This window comes from Plantibacter cousiniae (nom. nud.), assembly GCF_977070315.1.
Window position 1 is genome coordinate 208,106 of sequence record NZ_CDRVEU010000012.1, and the last position, 14,765, is coordinate 222,870.

General features: G+C 59.2%; 15 protein-coding genes. 2 read left to right on the forward strand and 13 right to left on the reverse strand.

Annotated features, from left to right (window positions below; translation table 11 throughout):
• Window positions 1–41 precede the first annotated feature (41 nt).
• The 5 genes from ACW55A_RS22020 to murJ all read right to left on the reverse strand — a co-directional run bounded on the left by ACW55A_RS22020 (window position 42) and on the right by murJ (window position 6,459).
• Window positions 42–518 carry an FKBP-type peptidyl-prolyl cis-trans isomerase gene (locus ACW55A_RS22020; protein WP_044310113.1) on the reverse strand — a complete coding sequence of 159 codons (477 nt, stop codon included), beginning with the start codon at window positions 516–518 and terminating at the stop codon, window positions 42–44.
• Complete coding sequence (gene lspA / locus ACW55A_RS22025) at window positions 511–1,017, reverse strand: signal peptidase II (RefSeq protein WP_003371110.1); 507 nt, start codon at window positions 1,015–1,017, stop codon at window positions 511–513. The genes ACW55A_RS22020 and lspA overlap by 8 nt, the downstream gene beginning before the upstream one ends.
• On the reverse strand, window positions 1,010–3,841 hold the full coding sequence (gene ileS / locus ACW55A_RS22030) for an isoleucine--tRNA ligase (RefSeq protein ID WP_003435638.1): 2,832 nt from the start codon (window positions 3,839–3,841) through the stop codon (window positions 1,010–1,012). The genes lspA and ileS overlap by 8 nt, the downstream gene beginning before the upstream one ends.
• A 20-nt stretch (window positions 3,842–3,861) precedes the next feature.
• On the reverse strand, window positions 3,862–4,788 hold the full coding sequence (gene ribF, locus ACW55A_RS22035; protein WP_003371105.1) for a bifunctional riboflavin kinase/FAD synthetase: 927 nt from the start codon (window positions 4,786–4,788) through the stop codon (window positions 3,862–3,864).
• Between the two features lie 132 nt (window positions 4,789–4,920).
• Complete coding sequence (gene murJ, locus ACW55A_RS22040; protein WP_003371103.1) at window positions 4,921–6,459, reverse strand: murein biosynthesis integral membrane protein MurJ; 1,539 nt, start codon at window positions 6,457–6,459, stop codon at window positions 4,921–4,923.
• A 250-nt stretch (window positions 6,460–6,709) separates the two neighbouring features.
• Between murJ and rpsT the strand changes: the two genes are divergently transcribed.
• On the forward strand, window positions 6,710–6,988 hold the full coding sequence (gene rpsT / locus ACW55A_RS22045; RefSeq protein ID WP_003344603.1) for a 30S ribosomal protein S20: 279 nt from the start codon (window positions 6,710–6,712) through the stop codon (window positions 6,986–6,988).
• Between the two features lie 202 nt (window positions 6,989–7,190).
• Here the strand turns inward: rpsT and ACW55A_RS22050 are convergent, their stop codons facing one another.
• The 5 genes from ACW55A_RS22050 to rplU all read right to left on the reverse strand — a co-directional run bounded on the left by ACW55A_RS22050 (window position 7,191) and on the right by rplU (window position 10,955).
• On the reverse strand, window positions 7,191–7,661 hold the full coding sequence (locus tag ACW55A_RS22050) for a CreA family protein (protein WP_003435634.1): 471 nt from the start codon (window positions 7,659–7,661) through the stop codon (window positions 7,191–7,193).
• A 26-nt stretch (window positions 7,662–7,687) separates the two neighbouring features.
• A complete protein-coding gene (gene proB / locus ACW55A_RS22055; RefSeq protein WP_003318792.1) occupies window positions 7,688–8,806 on the reverse strand; it encodes a glutamate 5-kinase in 1,119 nt (372 codons plus the stop codon).
• Window positions 8,807–8,895: 89 nt separating this feature from the next.
• On the reverse strand, window positions 8,896–10,119 hold the full coding sequence (cgtA, locus tag ACW55A_RS22060; protein WP_002551973.1) for an Obg family GTPase CgtA: 1,224 nt from the start codon (window positions 10,117–10,119) through the stop codon (window positions 8,896–8,898).
• Between the two features lie 216 nt (window positions 10,120–10,335).
• Window positions 10,336–10,611 carry a 50S ribosomal protein L27 gene (rpmA, locus tag ACW55A_RS22065; protein ID WP_498811632.1) on the reverse strand — a complete coding sequence of 92 codons (276 nt, stop codon included), beginning with the start codon at window positions 10,609–10,611 and terminating at the stop codon, window positions 10,336–10,338.
• A gap of 32 nt (window positions 10,612–10,643) precedes the next feature.
• Window positions 10,644–10,955 carry a 50S ribosomal protein L21 gene (rplU, locus tag ACW55A_RS22070; RefSeq protein ID WP_002551971.1) on the reverse strand — a complete coding sequence of 104 codons (312 nt, stop codon included), beginning with the start codon at window positions 10,953–10,955 and terminating at the stop codon, window positions 10,644–10,646.
• Window positions 10,956–11,194: 239 nt separating this feature from the next.
• Here rplU and ACW55A_RS22075 point away from each other — a divergent pair, with 239 nt between their 5' ends.
• Window positions 11,195–12,163 (forward strand): polyprenyl synthetase family protein, encoded by a 969-nt coding sequence (locus ACW55A_RS22075; protein WP_003344609.1) that lies wholly within the window; start codon window positions 11,195–11,197, stop codon window positions 12,161–12,163.
• Window positions 12,164–12,252: 89 nt separating this feature from the next.
• On the opposite strand, the gene ACW55A_RS22080 is transcribed toward ACW55A_RS22075, so the two are convergent.
• From ACW55A_RS22080 to ACW55A_RS22090, 3 genes are all read right to left on the reverse strand, one after another.
• Window positions 12,253–13,149: a LysR substrate-binding domain-containing protein gene (locus tag ACW55A_RS22080; protein WP_455809589.1), complete on the reverse strand. Its 897-nt coding sequence runs from the start codon at window positions 13,147–13,149 to the stop codon at window positions 12,253–12,255.
• A gap of 58 nt (window positions 13,150–13,207) precedes the next feature.
• A complete protein-coding gene (gene mdaB / locus ACW55A_RS22085) occupies window positions 13,208–13,795 on the reverse strand; it encodes an NADPH:quinone oxidoreductase MdaB (protein WP_003371089.1) in 588 nt (195 codons plus the stop codon).
• 195 nt (window positions 13,796–13,990) lie between these two features.
• Window positions 13,991–14,755, reverse strand: coding sequence for a sulfite exporter TauE/SafE family protein (locus ACW55A_RS22090; protein ID WP_003371087.1), 765 nt, complete (start codon window positions 14,753–14,755; stop codon window positions 13,991–13,993).
• Window positions 14,756–14,765: the final 10 nt, after the last annotated feature.

Genomic DNA, 14,765 nt, shown 5'->3' on the forward strand with positions numbered 1-14,765 from the left:
GTACGGGGTAGCCCGGCCTGGGCCGGGCTTGACGGCGAAGGTCAGGAAGCCAGAATCGCCTTCACTTCGAAGATTTCCACTTCAAAGCTCAGAGTCTTGCCTGCCAGCGGGTGATTGAAGTCAATGGTGACCTGATCATCATCGAATGCTTTCACCACGCCGGGCAACTCGGTATTGGCGGCGTCATTGAAGATCACCAGCAACCCTTCGGACAGTTCCATGCCCACGAACTGCGAGCGTGGCATGATCTGCACGTTTTGTGGGTTGGGCTGACCAAAGGCGTTTTCCGGCAGAATCTCGACGGTCTTTCGGTCACCCGCCTTGAAGCCGAAAATCGCCATTTCGAAGCCTGGCAGCAGGTTGCCATCACCGACCTTGAAGGTGGCCGGGGCCTTTTCGAAGGTGCTGTCGACGGTATCGCCGTTTTCCAGACGCAGGGCGAAGTGCAGAGTGACCTGCGTATTCTGACCGATGCGCAGCTCGTCGGACGAGCCTTGAGTCGAAGATTGCTCAGTCATTGACGGTCTCTCCGGTTTTCTTGCTCTTGAACATGTCCAGCGCCAGCATGATTGCCCCGACGGTGATGGCACTGTCCGCGACGTTGAACGCCGGGAAGTACCAGCGGTTCTGCCAGTGGACCAGAATGAAGTCGATCACGTGGCCCAGCACGATACGGTCGTAGAGGTTGCCCAGTGCGCCGCCCAGTACCAGCGCCAGTGCAACGGCCAGCCACGTGTCGTCACGCCCCAGACGCTTGAGCCAGACGACCAGCACAGCGCTGACCACCACTGCGATCAGGGCGAACAACCAGCGCTGCCAGCCGGCACCATCAGCCAGAAAACTGAAGGCGGCACCGGTGTTGTAGGCCAGGGTCCAGCTGAACAGATCCGGAATCACGATGATCTGCTGGTACAGGGTCAATGCGTTCTCGAAGTAATACTTGCTGGCCTGGTCAATGACCAGAACCAGCACGCTCAACCACAGCCAGGCCAGACGGCCAAACGAGGCGTTAGGCATAGTGACGGACCTCGCCTGCACCGCTGATGTTGTCTACGCAACGACCGCAGATTTCCGGATGCTCGGGGTTTACCCCTACATCCTCGCGGTGATGCCAGCAACGGGCGCATTTGGCATGACTGGACTTGAGCACTTTCAGTTTCAGGCCGGCAACTTCGGTGACCACGGCATCGGCTGGCGCGGACGCGAGCGGCGCCACACTGGCTGTCGAGGTGATCAGCACGAAGCGCAGCTCGTTGCTCAGTTTCGACAGGTCAGCCACCAGCGACTCCTCGGCATACAGGGTCACTTCAGCCTGCAGGTTGCCGCCAATCGCCTTGGCAGCGCGCAGGTTTTCCATTTCCTTGTTGACCGAGGTCTTCACCGCCATGATCCGCTCCCAGTAGGCGCGGTCCATGTCAAAGTCGGCAGGCATTTCGGTCAGGCCTTCGTACCAGGTGTTGAGCATCACCGATTCATTGCGCTCGCCGGGCAGGAACTGCCACAGCTCGTCGGCGGTGAACGCCAGGATCGGCGCGATCCAGCGCACCAGCGCTTCGGAGATGTGGAACAGTGCCGTCTGGCATGAACGACGCGCGGTGCTGTTGGCCGCCGTGGTGTACTGACGATCCTTGATGATGTCGAGGTAGAAACCACCCAGCTCCTGCACGCAGAAGTTGTGGATCTTCGAGTACACGTTCCAGAAGCGGTATTCGCCGTAATGCTCTTGCAGCTCGCGTTGCAGCAGCAGGGTGCGATCCACGGCCCAACGGTCCAGCGCGAGCATTTCCTCGGCAGGCAGGATATCGGTCGCCGGGTTGAAGCCCGTCAGGTTGGAGAGCAGGAAGCGTGCAGTGTTACGGATACGACGATAGGCGTCGGCGCTGCGCTGCAGGATCTGGTCGGAAACCGCCATCTCGCCGGAATAATCGGTCGCCGATACCCACAGACGCATGATGTCGGCACCCAGAGAGTCGTTGACCTTCTGTGGCGCTACCACGTTGTTCAGCGATTTGGACATCTTGCGGCCGTTCTCGTCGACCACAAACCCGTGGGTTAGCAGCTCGCGATACGGTGCGTGATCGTCCAGCATGCAGCCGGTCAGCAGTGAGGAGTGGAACCAGCCGCGATGCTGGTCCGAGCCTTCCAGGTACAGGTCGGCACGCGGACCGCTTTCATGGCCCATCGGGTGCGAGCCGCGCAGCACATGCCAGTGCGTGGTGCCCGAGTCGAACCAGACGTCCAGGGTGTCGGAGATCTTGTCGTACTTGCCGGCTTCGTCACCGAGCAACTCGCTGGCGTCGAGCTTGAACCAGGCCTCGATGCCTTCTTTCTCGACACGCTGCGCCACTTCTTCCATCAGTTCGACGGTACGTGGGTGCAGGTCGCCGCTTTCCTTGTGCAGGAAGAACGGAATCGGCACGCCCCAGTTGCGCTGACGCGAGATGCACCAGTCAGGACGGTTGGCAATCATCGAGTGCAGGCGCGCCTGCCCCCACGCCGGAACGAACTCGGTGTCTTCGATGGCCTTGACCGCACGCTTGCGCAGGGTCTCGCCGCTTTCAGGCTGCTTGTCCATGCCCACGAACCACTGCGCAGTGGCGCGATAGATCAAGGGCGACTTGTGGCGCCAGCAGTGCATGTAGCTGTGGCTGATGGTTTCGGTGTCCATCAGGCTGCCGACTTCGACCAGCTTGTCGATGATGTTCTGGTTGGCCTTGAAGATGAATTGGCCACCGAAGAACTCCAGCGACTCGACATACACACCGTTGCTCTGCACCGGGCTGATGATGTCGTCGTTGCTCAGGCCATATTGTTTGCAGATAGTGAAGTCGTCTACGCCATAGGCAGGCGAGCAGTGAACGATCCCCGTGCCCGCACCCAGTTCGACGTAGTCAGCCAGATAGACTGGCGACAGGCGGTCGTAGAACGGATGGCGGAAATTGATCAGTTCCAGCGCCTGACCGGTGGTGGTCGCAATGACCGTGCCTTCCAGCTTGTAACGGGCCAGACAGCTCTCGACCAGTTCGGCGGCCAGTACCAGCAGTTTGTCGCCGACATCGACCAGCGCGTATTCGAATTCAGGGTGGACGTTCAGCGCCTGGTTGGCCGGGATCGTCCACGGTGTGGTGGTCCAGATCACGATGGACGCAGGCTTGCCCAGCGACGGCACGCCGAATGCAGCTGCCAGTTTTGCTTCGTCGGCGATCGGGAACGCCACGTCGATGGTCGAGGACTTCTTGTCCTGATACTCGACTTCGGCTTCAGCCAGTGCCGAGCCGCAATCGAAACACCAGTTGACCGGCTTGAGGCCCTTGAAGACGAAACCGCCCTTGACCATCTCGGCCAGCGCACGGATTTCTCCGGCTTCGTTGGCGAAGTTCATGGTCAGGTACGGATTGCTCCAGTCGCCCAGCACGCCCAGACGGATGAATTCGGACTTCTGGCCTTCGATCTGCTCGGACGCATAGGCACGGCACAGCTCACGCGTACGGTCGGCGGAGAGGTTTTTGCCGTGGGTCACTTCGACCTTGTGCTCGATCGGCAGACCATGGCAGTCCCAGCCCGGCACATACGGGGCATCGAAGCCCGCCAGGGTCTTGGAACGCAGGATCATGTCCTTGAGAATCTTGTTGACCGCATGACCGATGTGAATATTGCCGTTGGCGTACGGAGGACCGTCGTGCAGAACGAACTTGGGACGATCCTTGCCAATCTCGCGCAGCTTCTGGTACAGGCCAATGCTGTCCCAGCGCTGCAGAGTTTGCGGCTCGCGCTGGGGCAGGCCGGCCTTCATAGGGAAGGCGGTGTCCGGAAGGTTTAGCGTGGCTTTATAGTCAGTCATTTCAGGCTCTTGTTTAGCGGTTAGCCATGCCAATGGGCACGGGCGGCGGCGACGTCCGCATTGATCGCCGTCTTGAGCGCCTCCAGTGAGGCGAAACGCTGCTCATCACGCAGCTTGTGGTGGAAAGCCACCGTCAAACGCCGGTCATAAAGATCGCCGGCAAAATCCAGAAGATGCACTTCAAGGTGGGCACTGCCATCACCCGTTACCGTCGGGCGTACGCCGATGTTGGCGACCCCCGGCCAGGCTTTGCCATCGATCTCGGTGCTGACCAGATAGACTCCGCTCAGCGGTACACGACGACGCTTGAGTTGCACGTTGGCGGTGGGCGTACCCAGCTGACGTGCCAGCTTCTGGCCGTGCAATACCCGCCCGGCTATCTGGAACGGACGACCGAGCATGCGCTCGGCCAGGGCAAAGTCCGACGCAGCCAAAGCCTTGCGCACCTTGGTACTGCTGACACGGATGCCATCTATTTCAACGGTCTGCGCCGCTTCTACGGTAAAACCATACGTCGTGCCGGCCTGTTGCAGGAAGTCGAAGTCACCGACCCGGTCGAAGCCAAAACGAAAATCGTCGCCCACTTCAAGGTGTTGAACACCCAGACCGTCGATCAGTACGGTTTCGACGAAACTGGCCGCGCTGAGCTTGCACAGACGCTGATTGAAGGACAGGCAAAGTACCCGGTCAACGCCTTCGGCACTGAGCAGCTCGAGCTTGTCACGCAGACGGGCCAGACGGGCCGGCGCCGTTTCGGGCGCAAAGAACTCACGCGGCTGCGGCTCGAAGATCACTACACAACTGGGCACACCCAGTTCGACTGCACGCTCGCGCAGACGCGCCAGGATAGCCTGGTGGCCGCGATGAACGCCGTCGAAATTGCCAATCGTGGCGACGCAGCCCCGATGTTCGGGGCGCAGGTTGTGAAGGCCTCTAACCAGCTGCATAACGCACTTCTTGCTCATAAAGTGGCCGATTATAACCACACACGGCCGTGGACGACAGGCAACACACCAAGACCGGATGAAGGTTCTCGGCGTGTGGCGACAAAAACCGAAGGTCAACCGCTGCGACGCGCCCTACATAATGGCTTTGCGGGCGAAATCCCTGAGGCGGAAGCCTAATAAAAGAAGCATGGCGAAATAGGTCACGACGCCGGCTGCAACCAGCGCACCCAGACGCAGAAAACGCTCCAGCATATGACCTTCGTCCCATGCAGGCATGACATGCATGAGCCCCAACAGCACCGCCGACATCATCGCGACGGCAATTACCAGCTTGAACAGGAACTTCGTCCAGCCAGGCTGCGGCTGAAACAGATCCTGCTTGCGCAACTGCCAGAACAGCAACCCGGCATTGATGCACGCCCCCACACTGATCGCCAGCGCCAGACCGGCATGCTGCAAGGGCACGATGAAGGCCAGGTTGAGCAATTGAGTCACTATGAGGGTGAAGATCGCGATTTTCACCGGGGTGCGGATATTTTGTTGAGCATAAAAACCGGGGGCCAGCACCTTGATCAGGATGATCCCCAGCAACCCGACCGAGTAGGCGACCAGCGCACGCTGAGTCATGGCCGCGTCGAGCGAGTCGAATTTACCATACTGAAACAGCGAAACGGTCAACGGTTCGGCAAGCAGCCCCAGCGCCAGCGTGCAAGGCAGAACCAGCACGAAACACAGTCGCAGGCCCCAGTCGAGAATCCGCGAGTATTCCTGGCGATCCCGCTGCGCGTAGGTTTTGGACAGTATCGGCAGCAAAATCGTCCCCAGCGCCACACCCAGCACGCCGGAAGGCAGCTCCATCAGGCGGTCGGCGTAGTACATCCATGACACCGAGCCGGCGACGAGGAACGAGGCAAAGATCGTGTTGATGATCAGAGAAATCTGACTGACAGAAACGCCAAGGATGGCAGGCAGCATCTGTTTCATTACCCGCCATACTCCGGTGTCGCGCAGATTCAGACGCGGCAGCACCAGCATGCCGATCTTTTTCAGGTGCGGCAGTTGGTAAAGCAGTTGCAGCAGGCCACCGACCAGAACCGCCCAGCCCAGCGCCATGACCGGCGGATCGAAATACGGCGTCAGGAACAGCGCGAAGAAAATCATGCTGACGTTGAGCAGCGTAGGCACGAACGCCGGCACCGAGAAGCGGTTCCAGGTATTGAGGATCGCGCCGGCCATCGAGGACAGGGAGATCAGCAATATATAAGGAAAGGTCACGCGCAGCAGGTCCGAGGTGAGCGCGAATTTCTCCGGGGTGTCGACAAAGCCGGGCGCGGTGGCCCAGATCACCCAGGGTGCAAAGATCACCCCGAGCAGCGTCACCAGGGCCAGCGCCAGGGTCAGCAGTCCGGTGACATAAGAAATGAAGGTACGCGTCGCCTCCTCCCCCTGCTGGCTCTTGTATTCGGCCAGGATCGGCACGAATGCCTGGGAAAAGGCACCCTCGGCGAAAATACGGCGCAGCAGATTGGGCAGTTTGAAGGCGATGAAGAACGCATCCGTGGCCATTCCGGCCCCGAAAGTGCGCGCGATAATGGTGTCGCGAACAAAGCCCAGAACCCTGGAAACCATGGTGATAGAGCTGACGGCGGCGAGTGACTTGAGTAGATTCATTGAAAGAGTTGTGCGCCTCGGCAAAGGATGGGCGATAAAGCCAGCCATTTATGCAATACTTCGCGCCGCAAAAATGCCCGAAGCAAAGGCCGCGAGTTTACAGGTCACAGGCCGGAAATAAATCCTCCAGTCAAATGTAGCAACCACTCAGCGGAACACCTTAACTGCCCTTGACAAGACTTCAACTCATCGGCATGATTCGCGGCCTATTTTGTTTGCTATTTCACAAAGTCTTTCGAGGAGCTCGACGGTGGCCAACACACCTTCCGCCAAAAAACGTGCAAAACAGGCTGAGAAGCGTCGCAGCCACAACGCCAGCCTGCGTTCCATGGTTCGTACCTACATCAAGAATGTAGTTAAAGCCATCGACGCAAAAGACGCAGAAAAAGCGCAAGCCGCTTATGTTCTGGCTGTTCCTGTTATCGACCGTATGGCCGATAAAGGCATCATCCACAAGAACAAGGCTGCTCGCCATAAAGGTCGTCTGAACGGTCACATCAAGGCTCTGAGCCTTGCTGCTGCAGCCTAAGCGACCCGCTTGTTAAAAAACCGACCTCAGGGTCGGTTTTTTATTGCCTGCTGGAAAGTAGCCGGTGCAACGGAAACTTGTGATGCAGAGCGTCACGACAGGCATTCCCACACTGGAGCGTGAGGAACGATAATTCAACTATCGTGCGACGCTCCGCATCGGCATGCCGTTCTGGACGCTCTGCGCCCACCCCTGAGCCACATCAAGGCGCGGGCGCGGTTGTCCATGGCAGGATAGGAATGGCGGTCACGGCATTCTGCGGGCTGCCTTCGATGACACGGTCGCTATAGACCAGGTACACCAGCGCATTGCGCTTCTTGTCGAAGAAACGCACCACCTGCATGGTCTTGAAGACCAGCGAGGTACGCTCCTTGAACACCTCGTCGCCGTCCTTGAGGGTTTCCTTGAAACGGATCGGCCCGACCTGACGACAGGCGATAGACGCCTCGGCACGGTCCTCGGCCAACCCCAGACCGCCCCTCACGCCACCCGTCTTGGCGCGTGACAGGTAGCACGTCACCCCGTCCACCTTGGGATCATCAAACGCCTCGACCACAATTCGATCGTTGGGCCCGACCATCTTGAACACGGTCGACACCTGACCGATCTCTTCGGCCGAAACCAGCACCGGCATCAGCAACGCGGCCGCTAATAAACCTTTAATGAAACGCATCAAATAGTCCTTTTTGCAGCCTTGAGTCAGACGAGGATCAGGTTATCCCGATGAATCAGCTCGGGCTCGGCCATATAGCCCAGCTCGCGCACGATGGATTCGGAAGAGTGACCAATGATTTTCTGGGCTTCGATGGCACTGTAATTACTCAGGCCGCGAGCGATCTCGCGACCGTCCGGGGCAACGCATACCACCATCTCGCCACGCCGGAAGCTGCCCTGGACCAGTTTGACGCCCACCGGCAGCAGGCTTTTCTGATCCTTGGCCAGCGCCGCAACCGCGCCATCATCCAGCACCAGCGTACCGCGGGTCTGCAGATGCCCTGCCAGCCACTGCTTGCGCGCTGCGAGCATGCCACGCTCAGGGGACAGCAGCGTACCCAACCGCTCGCCACCCTTGAGTCGCGCCAGAACACGCTCGATGCGCCCACCGACGATGACAGTATGCGCACCGGAACGCGCCGCCAGACGCGCTGCACGCAGCTTGGTCTGCATGCCGCCGCGACCTAGCGCACCGCCCGTACCACCCGCCACTGCATCCAGCGCCGGATCATCGGCACGCGCTTCGTAGATCAGCTGCGCCTCCGGGTTGTTGCGCGGATCGGCGTCGAACATGCCATCACGGTCGGTCAGGATGACCAACAGATCAGCCTCGACCAGATTGGCAACCAGCGCAGCCAGCGTGTCGTTATCGCCAAAACGGATTTCGTCGGTAACCACCGTGTCGTTTTCGTTGATGACCGGCACAACCCCAAGCTCGACCAGCGTGCGCAGGGTGCTGCGGGCATTCAGGTAGCGCTTGCGATCCGACAGGTCATCGTGAGTCAGAAGGATCTGCGCGGTATGCCGGCCATGCTCGGCAAAGCTCGATTCCCACGCCTGCACCAAGCCCATCTGACCGATGGCCGCAGCAGCCTGAAGCTCATGCATGGCACTGGGTCGGGCCGTCCAGCCAAGACGGCTCATGCCGGCAGCCACCGCCCCGGAAGACACCAGTACCAGCTCGACACCCGCCTCGTGCAGCGCCACCATCTGCTCCACCCAAACACCCATGGCGTTGCGATCCAGGCCCTTGCCATCAGCCGTCAGCAAGGCACTGCCAATCTTCACAACCCAGCGCTGGGCGCCCGTCACTTTGCTGCGCATCTTCTTCCAACCCTAGCCAGAGATTTTCAAATTCGGGATACAAAAACGCCGCTAACAATCGTAGCGGCGTTCAAGTTTACTTCAAGCGATCAGTCACGGACGTAAATGATTTCCGGACCGTCTTCATCGTCCACGTCTTCCTCATCCCAGTCATCGTCACCGATGTCATGAACGCTCTTCACGCCACTGCGACGCAGGGCACGCTGATCGTCCAGTGCCTGCAACTGGGCACGGGCTTCATCTTCGATGCGCTGATCGAGCTCGGCCAGCTCTTCAGCGTAACCAGGCTCTTCGGCGATACGCTGGCTGCGCTCTTCGAGGTAACGCATGATGTCGCGAGTCAGCTGCTCGGTGCCTTCTTTGGCAATTGCCGAGATCACGTAAACAGGGCCGGTCCACTCCAGACGATCGACGATTTCCTGCTTGCGCGCCTCCTGCTCTTCTTCAAGAATCTGATCGCACTTGTTCAGCACCAGCCAGCGATCACGCTCGGCCAGCGACGGGCTGAATTTCTCCAGTTCGTTGACGATCACTTCTGCAGCATCCGGAGCACTGCTTTCATCCAGCGGCGCCATATCGACGAGGTGCAGCAACAGACGAGTACGCGCCAGGTGCTTGAGGAAGCGAATCCCAAGGCCTGCGCCGTCGGATGCACCCTCGATCAGACCTGGAATGTCAGCAACCACAAAGCTTTTCCAGCGATCGACACTGACCACGCCGAGGTTCGGCACCAGCGTGGTGAACGGATAGTCGGCAACCTTTGGCTTGGCCGCAGACACCGAACGGATGAAGGTGCTCTTGCCCGCATTGGGCAGGCCCAGCAGACCGACGTCGGCCAGCACTTTCAGCTCGAGCTTGAGATCACGCTGATCACCCGGCTTGCCCGGTGTGGTCTGGCGCGGAGCGCGGTTGGTACTGGACTTGAATCGGGTATTACCCAGACCGTGCCAGCCGCCCTGGGCAACCATCAGGCGCTGACCATCCTTGGTCAGGTCACCGATGATTTCCTGAGTAGTAGCGTCGATGATGGTGGTCCCGACCGGCACACGCAGCACCAGCTCTTCACCCTTGCGACCGGTGCAGTCGGCGCTGCCACCGTTGGAGCCGCGCTCGGCGTCGAAGTGACGGGTGTAACGGTAGTCGACCAGCGTGTTCAGGTTGACGTCGGCGACCATGAAGATCGAGCCGCCATCACCACCATCACCACCGTTGGGACCACCGTTCTCAATGAATTTTTCGCGACGGAAGCTCATGCAACCGTTGCCGCCGTCACCGGCTTTTACTCGAATGGAAACTTCATCTACAAATTTCATAACGCACGCCTCCCGCCACAGGGACGAGCAGAACCACATAAATTACATAAGACTCTTGCAAAAATGAGCGTTGCGATACCGATCAGAAACCAGCGACCCCACGGGTCAACATCACAACAGCCCGCACAAACAGTTTTGCAAGAGACTCACCTGCCTCTCTACCTCTACAAACAAAAAAGCCCCGTCGCAAGACAGGGCTCTTAAGCTACTGCGTGATTACGCTGCGGAGACTTCAGTCTTCGGAACGATGCTCACGTAGCGGCGACCGAAGGCGCCCTTGACTTGAAACTTGATCACGCCTTCCACTTTCGCGAACAGGGTGTGATCTTTACCCATGCCAACGCCGTAGCCAGCGTGGAATTGGGTGCCGCGCTGACGCACGATGATGTTGCCAGGGATGATAGCCTGGCCGCCATACTTCTTCACGCCAAGGCGTTTGGCTTCTGAGTCGCGCCCGTTACGGGTACTACCACCAGCTTTTTTGTGAGCCATGAGTCAATTCTCCAGTTGAGGATTAGGCTGAATTAAGCCTGAATACCTGTAATTTTGATCTCGGTGTACCACTGGCGGTGGCCCATACGCTTCATGTGGTGCTTACGACGACGGAACTTGATGATACGAACCTTATCGTGACGACCTTGCGAAACCACTTCAGCCACAACGGTAGCGCCAGCAACAACTGGAGCACCGATATTGACGTCGTCGCCATTGCCAACCAGCAGAACGCGGTCAAACGTGACGGATTCGCCAGTAGCGATTTCCAGTTTTTCAATTTTCAGGTATTCACCTGGGGCGACTTTGTACTGCTTGCCACCGGTAACAATTACTGCGTACATGGTATTTCTCCGAAAATCCTGCTCACCCAGCTCTTTATAAGAAGAGTATCGGCTGGCATGGCTGCATGGGGCTGGAACGGCCCGTTTGCATTGCGTAAGGCAGGTGCTGCCCAGGAAAGTTAGGGTGCGCGATTGTACGCAAGGCATTCGCGTGTTGCAAGAGGCGCCTCGTCATACCTTGACACGCTCTACCCCGCGACCTAGCATGCGGCGCAACCTATCCGGAGCACGTGTCGCTGATGCAACCCCAAGCCTTCTACCGCGCGGTGGCGGACGACTTTAGTGCCGTTGACCTTATCATCAAAAAGCAACTGACGTCGCGCGTACCGCTGGTCTCGAAAATCGGTGATTACATCACGTCGGCAGGTGGCAAGCGCCTGCGCCCGTTGCTGGTGCTGCTGTGTGGCAAGGCACTGGGTCGCGAAGGCGATGACGTTCGCCTGCTCGCCGCCACCATCGAATTCCTGCACACCGCTACCCTGCTGCATGACGACGTTGTCGACATGTCCGGCATGCGTCGCGGTCGTTCCACCGCCAACGCGCTCTGGGGCAATGCGCCCAGCGTATTGGTGGGCGACTTCCTTTATTCGCGCTCGTTCGAAATGATGGTCGAACTGGGCTCGATGGAGGTCATGAAGATTCTGTCCAAGGCAACCCGCATCATCGCCGAAGGCGAAGTGTTGCAGCTCTCGAAGATTCGTGACGCCAGCACCACCGAAGAAACCTACATGGAAGTGATTCGCGGCAAGACGGCCATGCTGTTCGAAGCCTCGACCCACAGCGCCGCGGCCCTGTGCAACGCCCCCCAGGAACAGAGCGAAGCACTGCGCACGTTCGGCGATCATCTGGGTGTGGCCTTCCAGTTGGTGGATGACCTGCTGGACTACCGTGGCGATGCCGAGACACTGGGCAAGAACGTCGGTGACGACCTCGCCGAAGGCAAGCCGACCCTGCCGCTGATCTACACCATGCGTGAAGGCAGCCCGGAACAGGCCGCACTGGTTCGTCAGGCGATCCAGAAAGGTGGTCTGGAAGATCTGGAAAGCATCCGCAACGCAGTGGAAAGCGCCGGCGCCCTCGATTACACCGCACAGCTCGCCCGAGACTACGCGGCCCGTGCCATTGCCTGCCTGGACGCACTGCCGCCCAGCGAGTACCGCGACGCACTGGTCGAACTGAGCGAGTTTGCAGTCGCCCGCACGCACTGACAGTCGCCCGGTAAAAAGCCCGTCCAGCGTGACGGGCTTTTTGTTGCCCGGGTGAAAGCCAATTAATCGCCGGACACGCACTCAAGACCTCAGCGCGCGTAGTCCTCAAGCTTCTCCTGCATGAAATCCAGAAAGCACTGAATCCTCAGTGCCAGTCGAGAGTTGCGGTAATACACCGCATGGATCGGCTGACGATAGCCGCTGTTGGCCTCCTTCAACAGACAGACCATCCGCCCCTCGCGCAAATCATCACGGGTCATAAAGTCGGAAAGACAGGCGATGCCCACGCCCTCCAGCACCAAATGTCGCAAGGTGTCACCGCTGGATGCCGAGATGGAGGGCTTGATCGGCAGGCGATCGCCCCCGGCATGGCGCAACGGCCACTGATTGAGGACCTCTACATGGGTGAACCCCAACAGCACGTGCTGCGCCAGCTCTTCTGCAGTTTTGGGACTGCCGTGGCGCTGCAGGTAAGCCGGGCTGGCCACGATATTCAGCGGGCAACTGCCCAGTGAGCGGGCATGCAGGGTCGAGTCGGACAGCGCACCGATGCGGATGGCGATATCCGTGCTTTGCTCAAGCAGGTCGATGAACCAGTCATCGCTGTTGAGCTCCAGCTCGATATGCGGATAACGCTGACGAAACTCTGCCACGTGCGGCACGATGGAATGCAGCATGAACGGTGACGCGGCGTTGATACGCAAGCGCCCGGCGGGCGTCTGCCTGGAGGAGGAGAGCCGTTCTTCGAGGCTTTCCATCTGCTCAAGGATGTGACGCGCACGCTCCAGAAAGAACTTGCCCTCCTCGGTCAGGTCCATGCGCCGCGTAGTGCGGTTGATCAGCGTGGTTTCCAGCTTGGCTTCCAGACGCGACAGGGTGCGGCTGACGCCTGAGGGCGTCTGGCCCATTTTCTCGGCTGCGGCGGAGATCGACCCGCTTTCGATAACCGAGACAAACACCTGTAACTCATCGGATCGGGCTTTCATTGTTGTCCCCTGCTCAACACTCAGGGGATATTAACGCTGTTCAGTGCAAAGGTTGCGCTCACTGCGCAGCAAACACCTTGGCCAGATGAGCCTGGTAACGCTGCACGTCTGCTTCGACATTGGGCATTTTCATTACGTCCACTGCCAGAAACGTCGGCAGGCCGGTCATGCCCAAAAACTCGTTGGCCTTGTGAAACGGGAAGTAGACCGCATCGACACCTTTGGCTTCGAAGAAGTCGGACGGGTCGTCGAAGGCTTTCTGTGGCGCATTCCAGGTTGCCGAAATCATGTACTGTTTGCCATGCAGCAAGCCGCCGCTGCCGTATGTCTGCGATGCATCCGAACGCGTACGGCCGTCATTGGCATACAGGCTGCCGTGGCCCTCGGTGAACACTTCATCGATGTATTTCTTGACGGTCCAGGGCGCCCCCATCCACCAGCCAGGCATCTGCCAGACGATGACATCGGCCCAGAGAAACTTCTGCACTTCCTCGGCCACGTCGTAGCCGCCGTCAATGAAGGTTTGCTTCACATCGAAACCGGCACGGTCCATGAACGCTACGCCCGCCTCGTGCAGGGTCGCGTTATAGCGGCCTTCCGAGTGCGCAAACTGTTTACCGCCGTTGAGGAACAATACTTTTTTCATGGCTGATCTCTCGCAACCCGACCCCGCCCGTCTTGAGGCTGAGGTGGAGGTGATTAATGGATGAGCCGAGAGTAAAGAGATGTGCGTCCATGAGTAAGACAGCAAAGGGCAAAATACTCTTGCTTCACAGTCACGAATGACAGGAAGACTATTGACCGAAATGCGTGAACAGCTAAAGGGTTTACCCCATCAGGCTCAACCCTTTATCAGCAGATGCAGCCCCAACAGCCCCATACCGATGAAGAACACACGCTTGAACAGTACCGCGCTGATTCGCTGACGCAGCCACTGCCCCAGCAGCATGCCCAACAGGGCCGGAATCAGCGCCAGCGTGGATGCGCCCAGTTCCGCGCCGCCCAGCGTGCCGTTCCACGACAGACCCGCCGCCAGCGCCAGCGTCGAGACGGTGAAGGACAACCCCAGCGCCTGGACCAACTGGTCGCGCTCAAGCCCCAGCGCCTGCAGATAAGGCACCACGGGAATCACGAATACCCCGGTGGCCGAAGCGATAACCCCGGTGATCAAACCGCACAGCGGGCCCAGCCAGCGCTCGGCAGCGGCAGCAACCCTGAAGGTCGGCAAAAACAGCCCGCTCAGTGCGTAGAGAAACAACGCGCCACCCAACGCGCGGGTCATTGAATGACCGCCACTCATGCCCAGCCAGAACGCCCCGGCCAGGGTGCCGATGAAAATCATGCTCAGCATCGGCCATAGCCGCTTCAGCAAAGGCCGCAGATTGCCACCCGTCGCCAGTTGCCAGACATTGGTGAACGTCGACGGGATGATCAGTAACGCCGCAGCCTGCGCCGGCAGCATGGCCAGTCCCAGCAACCCCATTGCCACCGTGGGCAAGCCCAGGCCGATGACACCCTTGACCGTTCCGGCCAGCAGAAAGGTGCCGATCACCAGAGCCGAAAGGCCCCAGCCCAGCGTTTGATAGAAATCGAGAATCGAGTGCATGGCGTCCCTT

Bases quoted from the DNA above. Each gene is read 5' to 3' on its own strand.
- ACW55A_RS22020 (WP_044310113.1), bottom strand. From the start codon at position 518: ATGACTGAGCAATCTTCGACTCAAGGCTCGTCCGACGAGCTGCGCATC.
- lspA (WP_003371110.1), bottom strand. From the start codon at position 1,017: ATGCCTAACGCCTCGTTTGGCCGTCTGGCCTGGCTGTGGTTGAGCGTG.
- ileS (WP_003435638.1), bottom strand. From the start codon at position 3,841: ATGACTGACTATAAAGCCACGCTAAACCTTCCGGACACCGCCTTCCCT.
- ribF (WP_003371105.1), bottom strand. From the start codon at position 4,788: ATGCAGCTGGTTAGAGGCCTTCACAACCTGCGCCCCGAACATCGGGGC.
- murJ (WP_003371103.1), bottom strand. From the start codon at position 6,459: ATGAATCTACTCAAGTCACTCGCCGCCGTCAGCTCTATCACCATGGTT.
- ACW55A_RS22050 (WP_003435634.1), bottom strand. From the start codon at position 7,661: ATGCGTTTCATTAAAGGTTTATTAGCGGCCGCGTTGCTGATGCCGGTG.
- proB (WP_003318792.1), bottom strand. From the start codon at position 8,806: ATGCGCAGCAAAGTGACGGGCGCCCAGCGCTGGGTTGTGAAGATTGGC.
- cgtA (WP_002551973.1), bottom strand. From the start codon at position 10,119: ATGAAATTTGTAGATGAAGTTTCCATTCGAGTAAAAGCCGGTGACGGC.
- rpmA (WP_498811632.1), bottom strand. From the start codon at position 10,611: ATGGCTCACAAAAAAGCTGGTGGTAGTACCCGTAACGGGCGCGACTCA.
- rplU (WP_002551971.1), bottom strand. From the start codon at position 10,955: ATGTACGCAGTAATTGTTACCGGTGGCAAGCAGTACAAAGTCGCCCCA.
- ACW55A_RS22075 (WP_003344609.1), top strand. From the start codon at position 11,195: ATGCAACCCCAAGCCTTCTACCGCGCGGTGGCGGACGACTTTAGTGCC.
- ACW55A_RS22080 (WP_455809589.1), bottom strand. From the start codon at position 13,149: ATGAAAGCCCGATCCGATGAGTTACAGGTGTTTGTCTCGGTTATCGAA.
- mdaB (WP_003371089.1), bottom strand. From the start codon at position 13,795: ATGAAAAAAGTATTGTTCCTCAACGGCGGTAAACAGTTTGCGCACTCG.
- ACW55A_RS22090 (WP_003371087.1), bottom strand. From the start codon at position 14,755: ATGCACTCGATTCTCGATTTCTATCAAACGCTGGGCTGGGGCCTTTCG.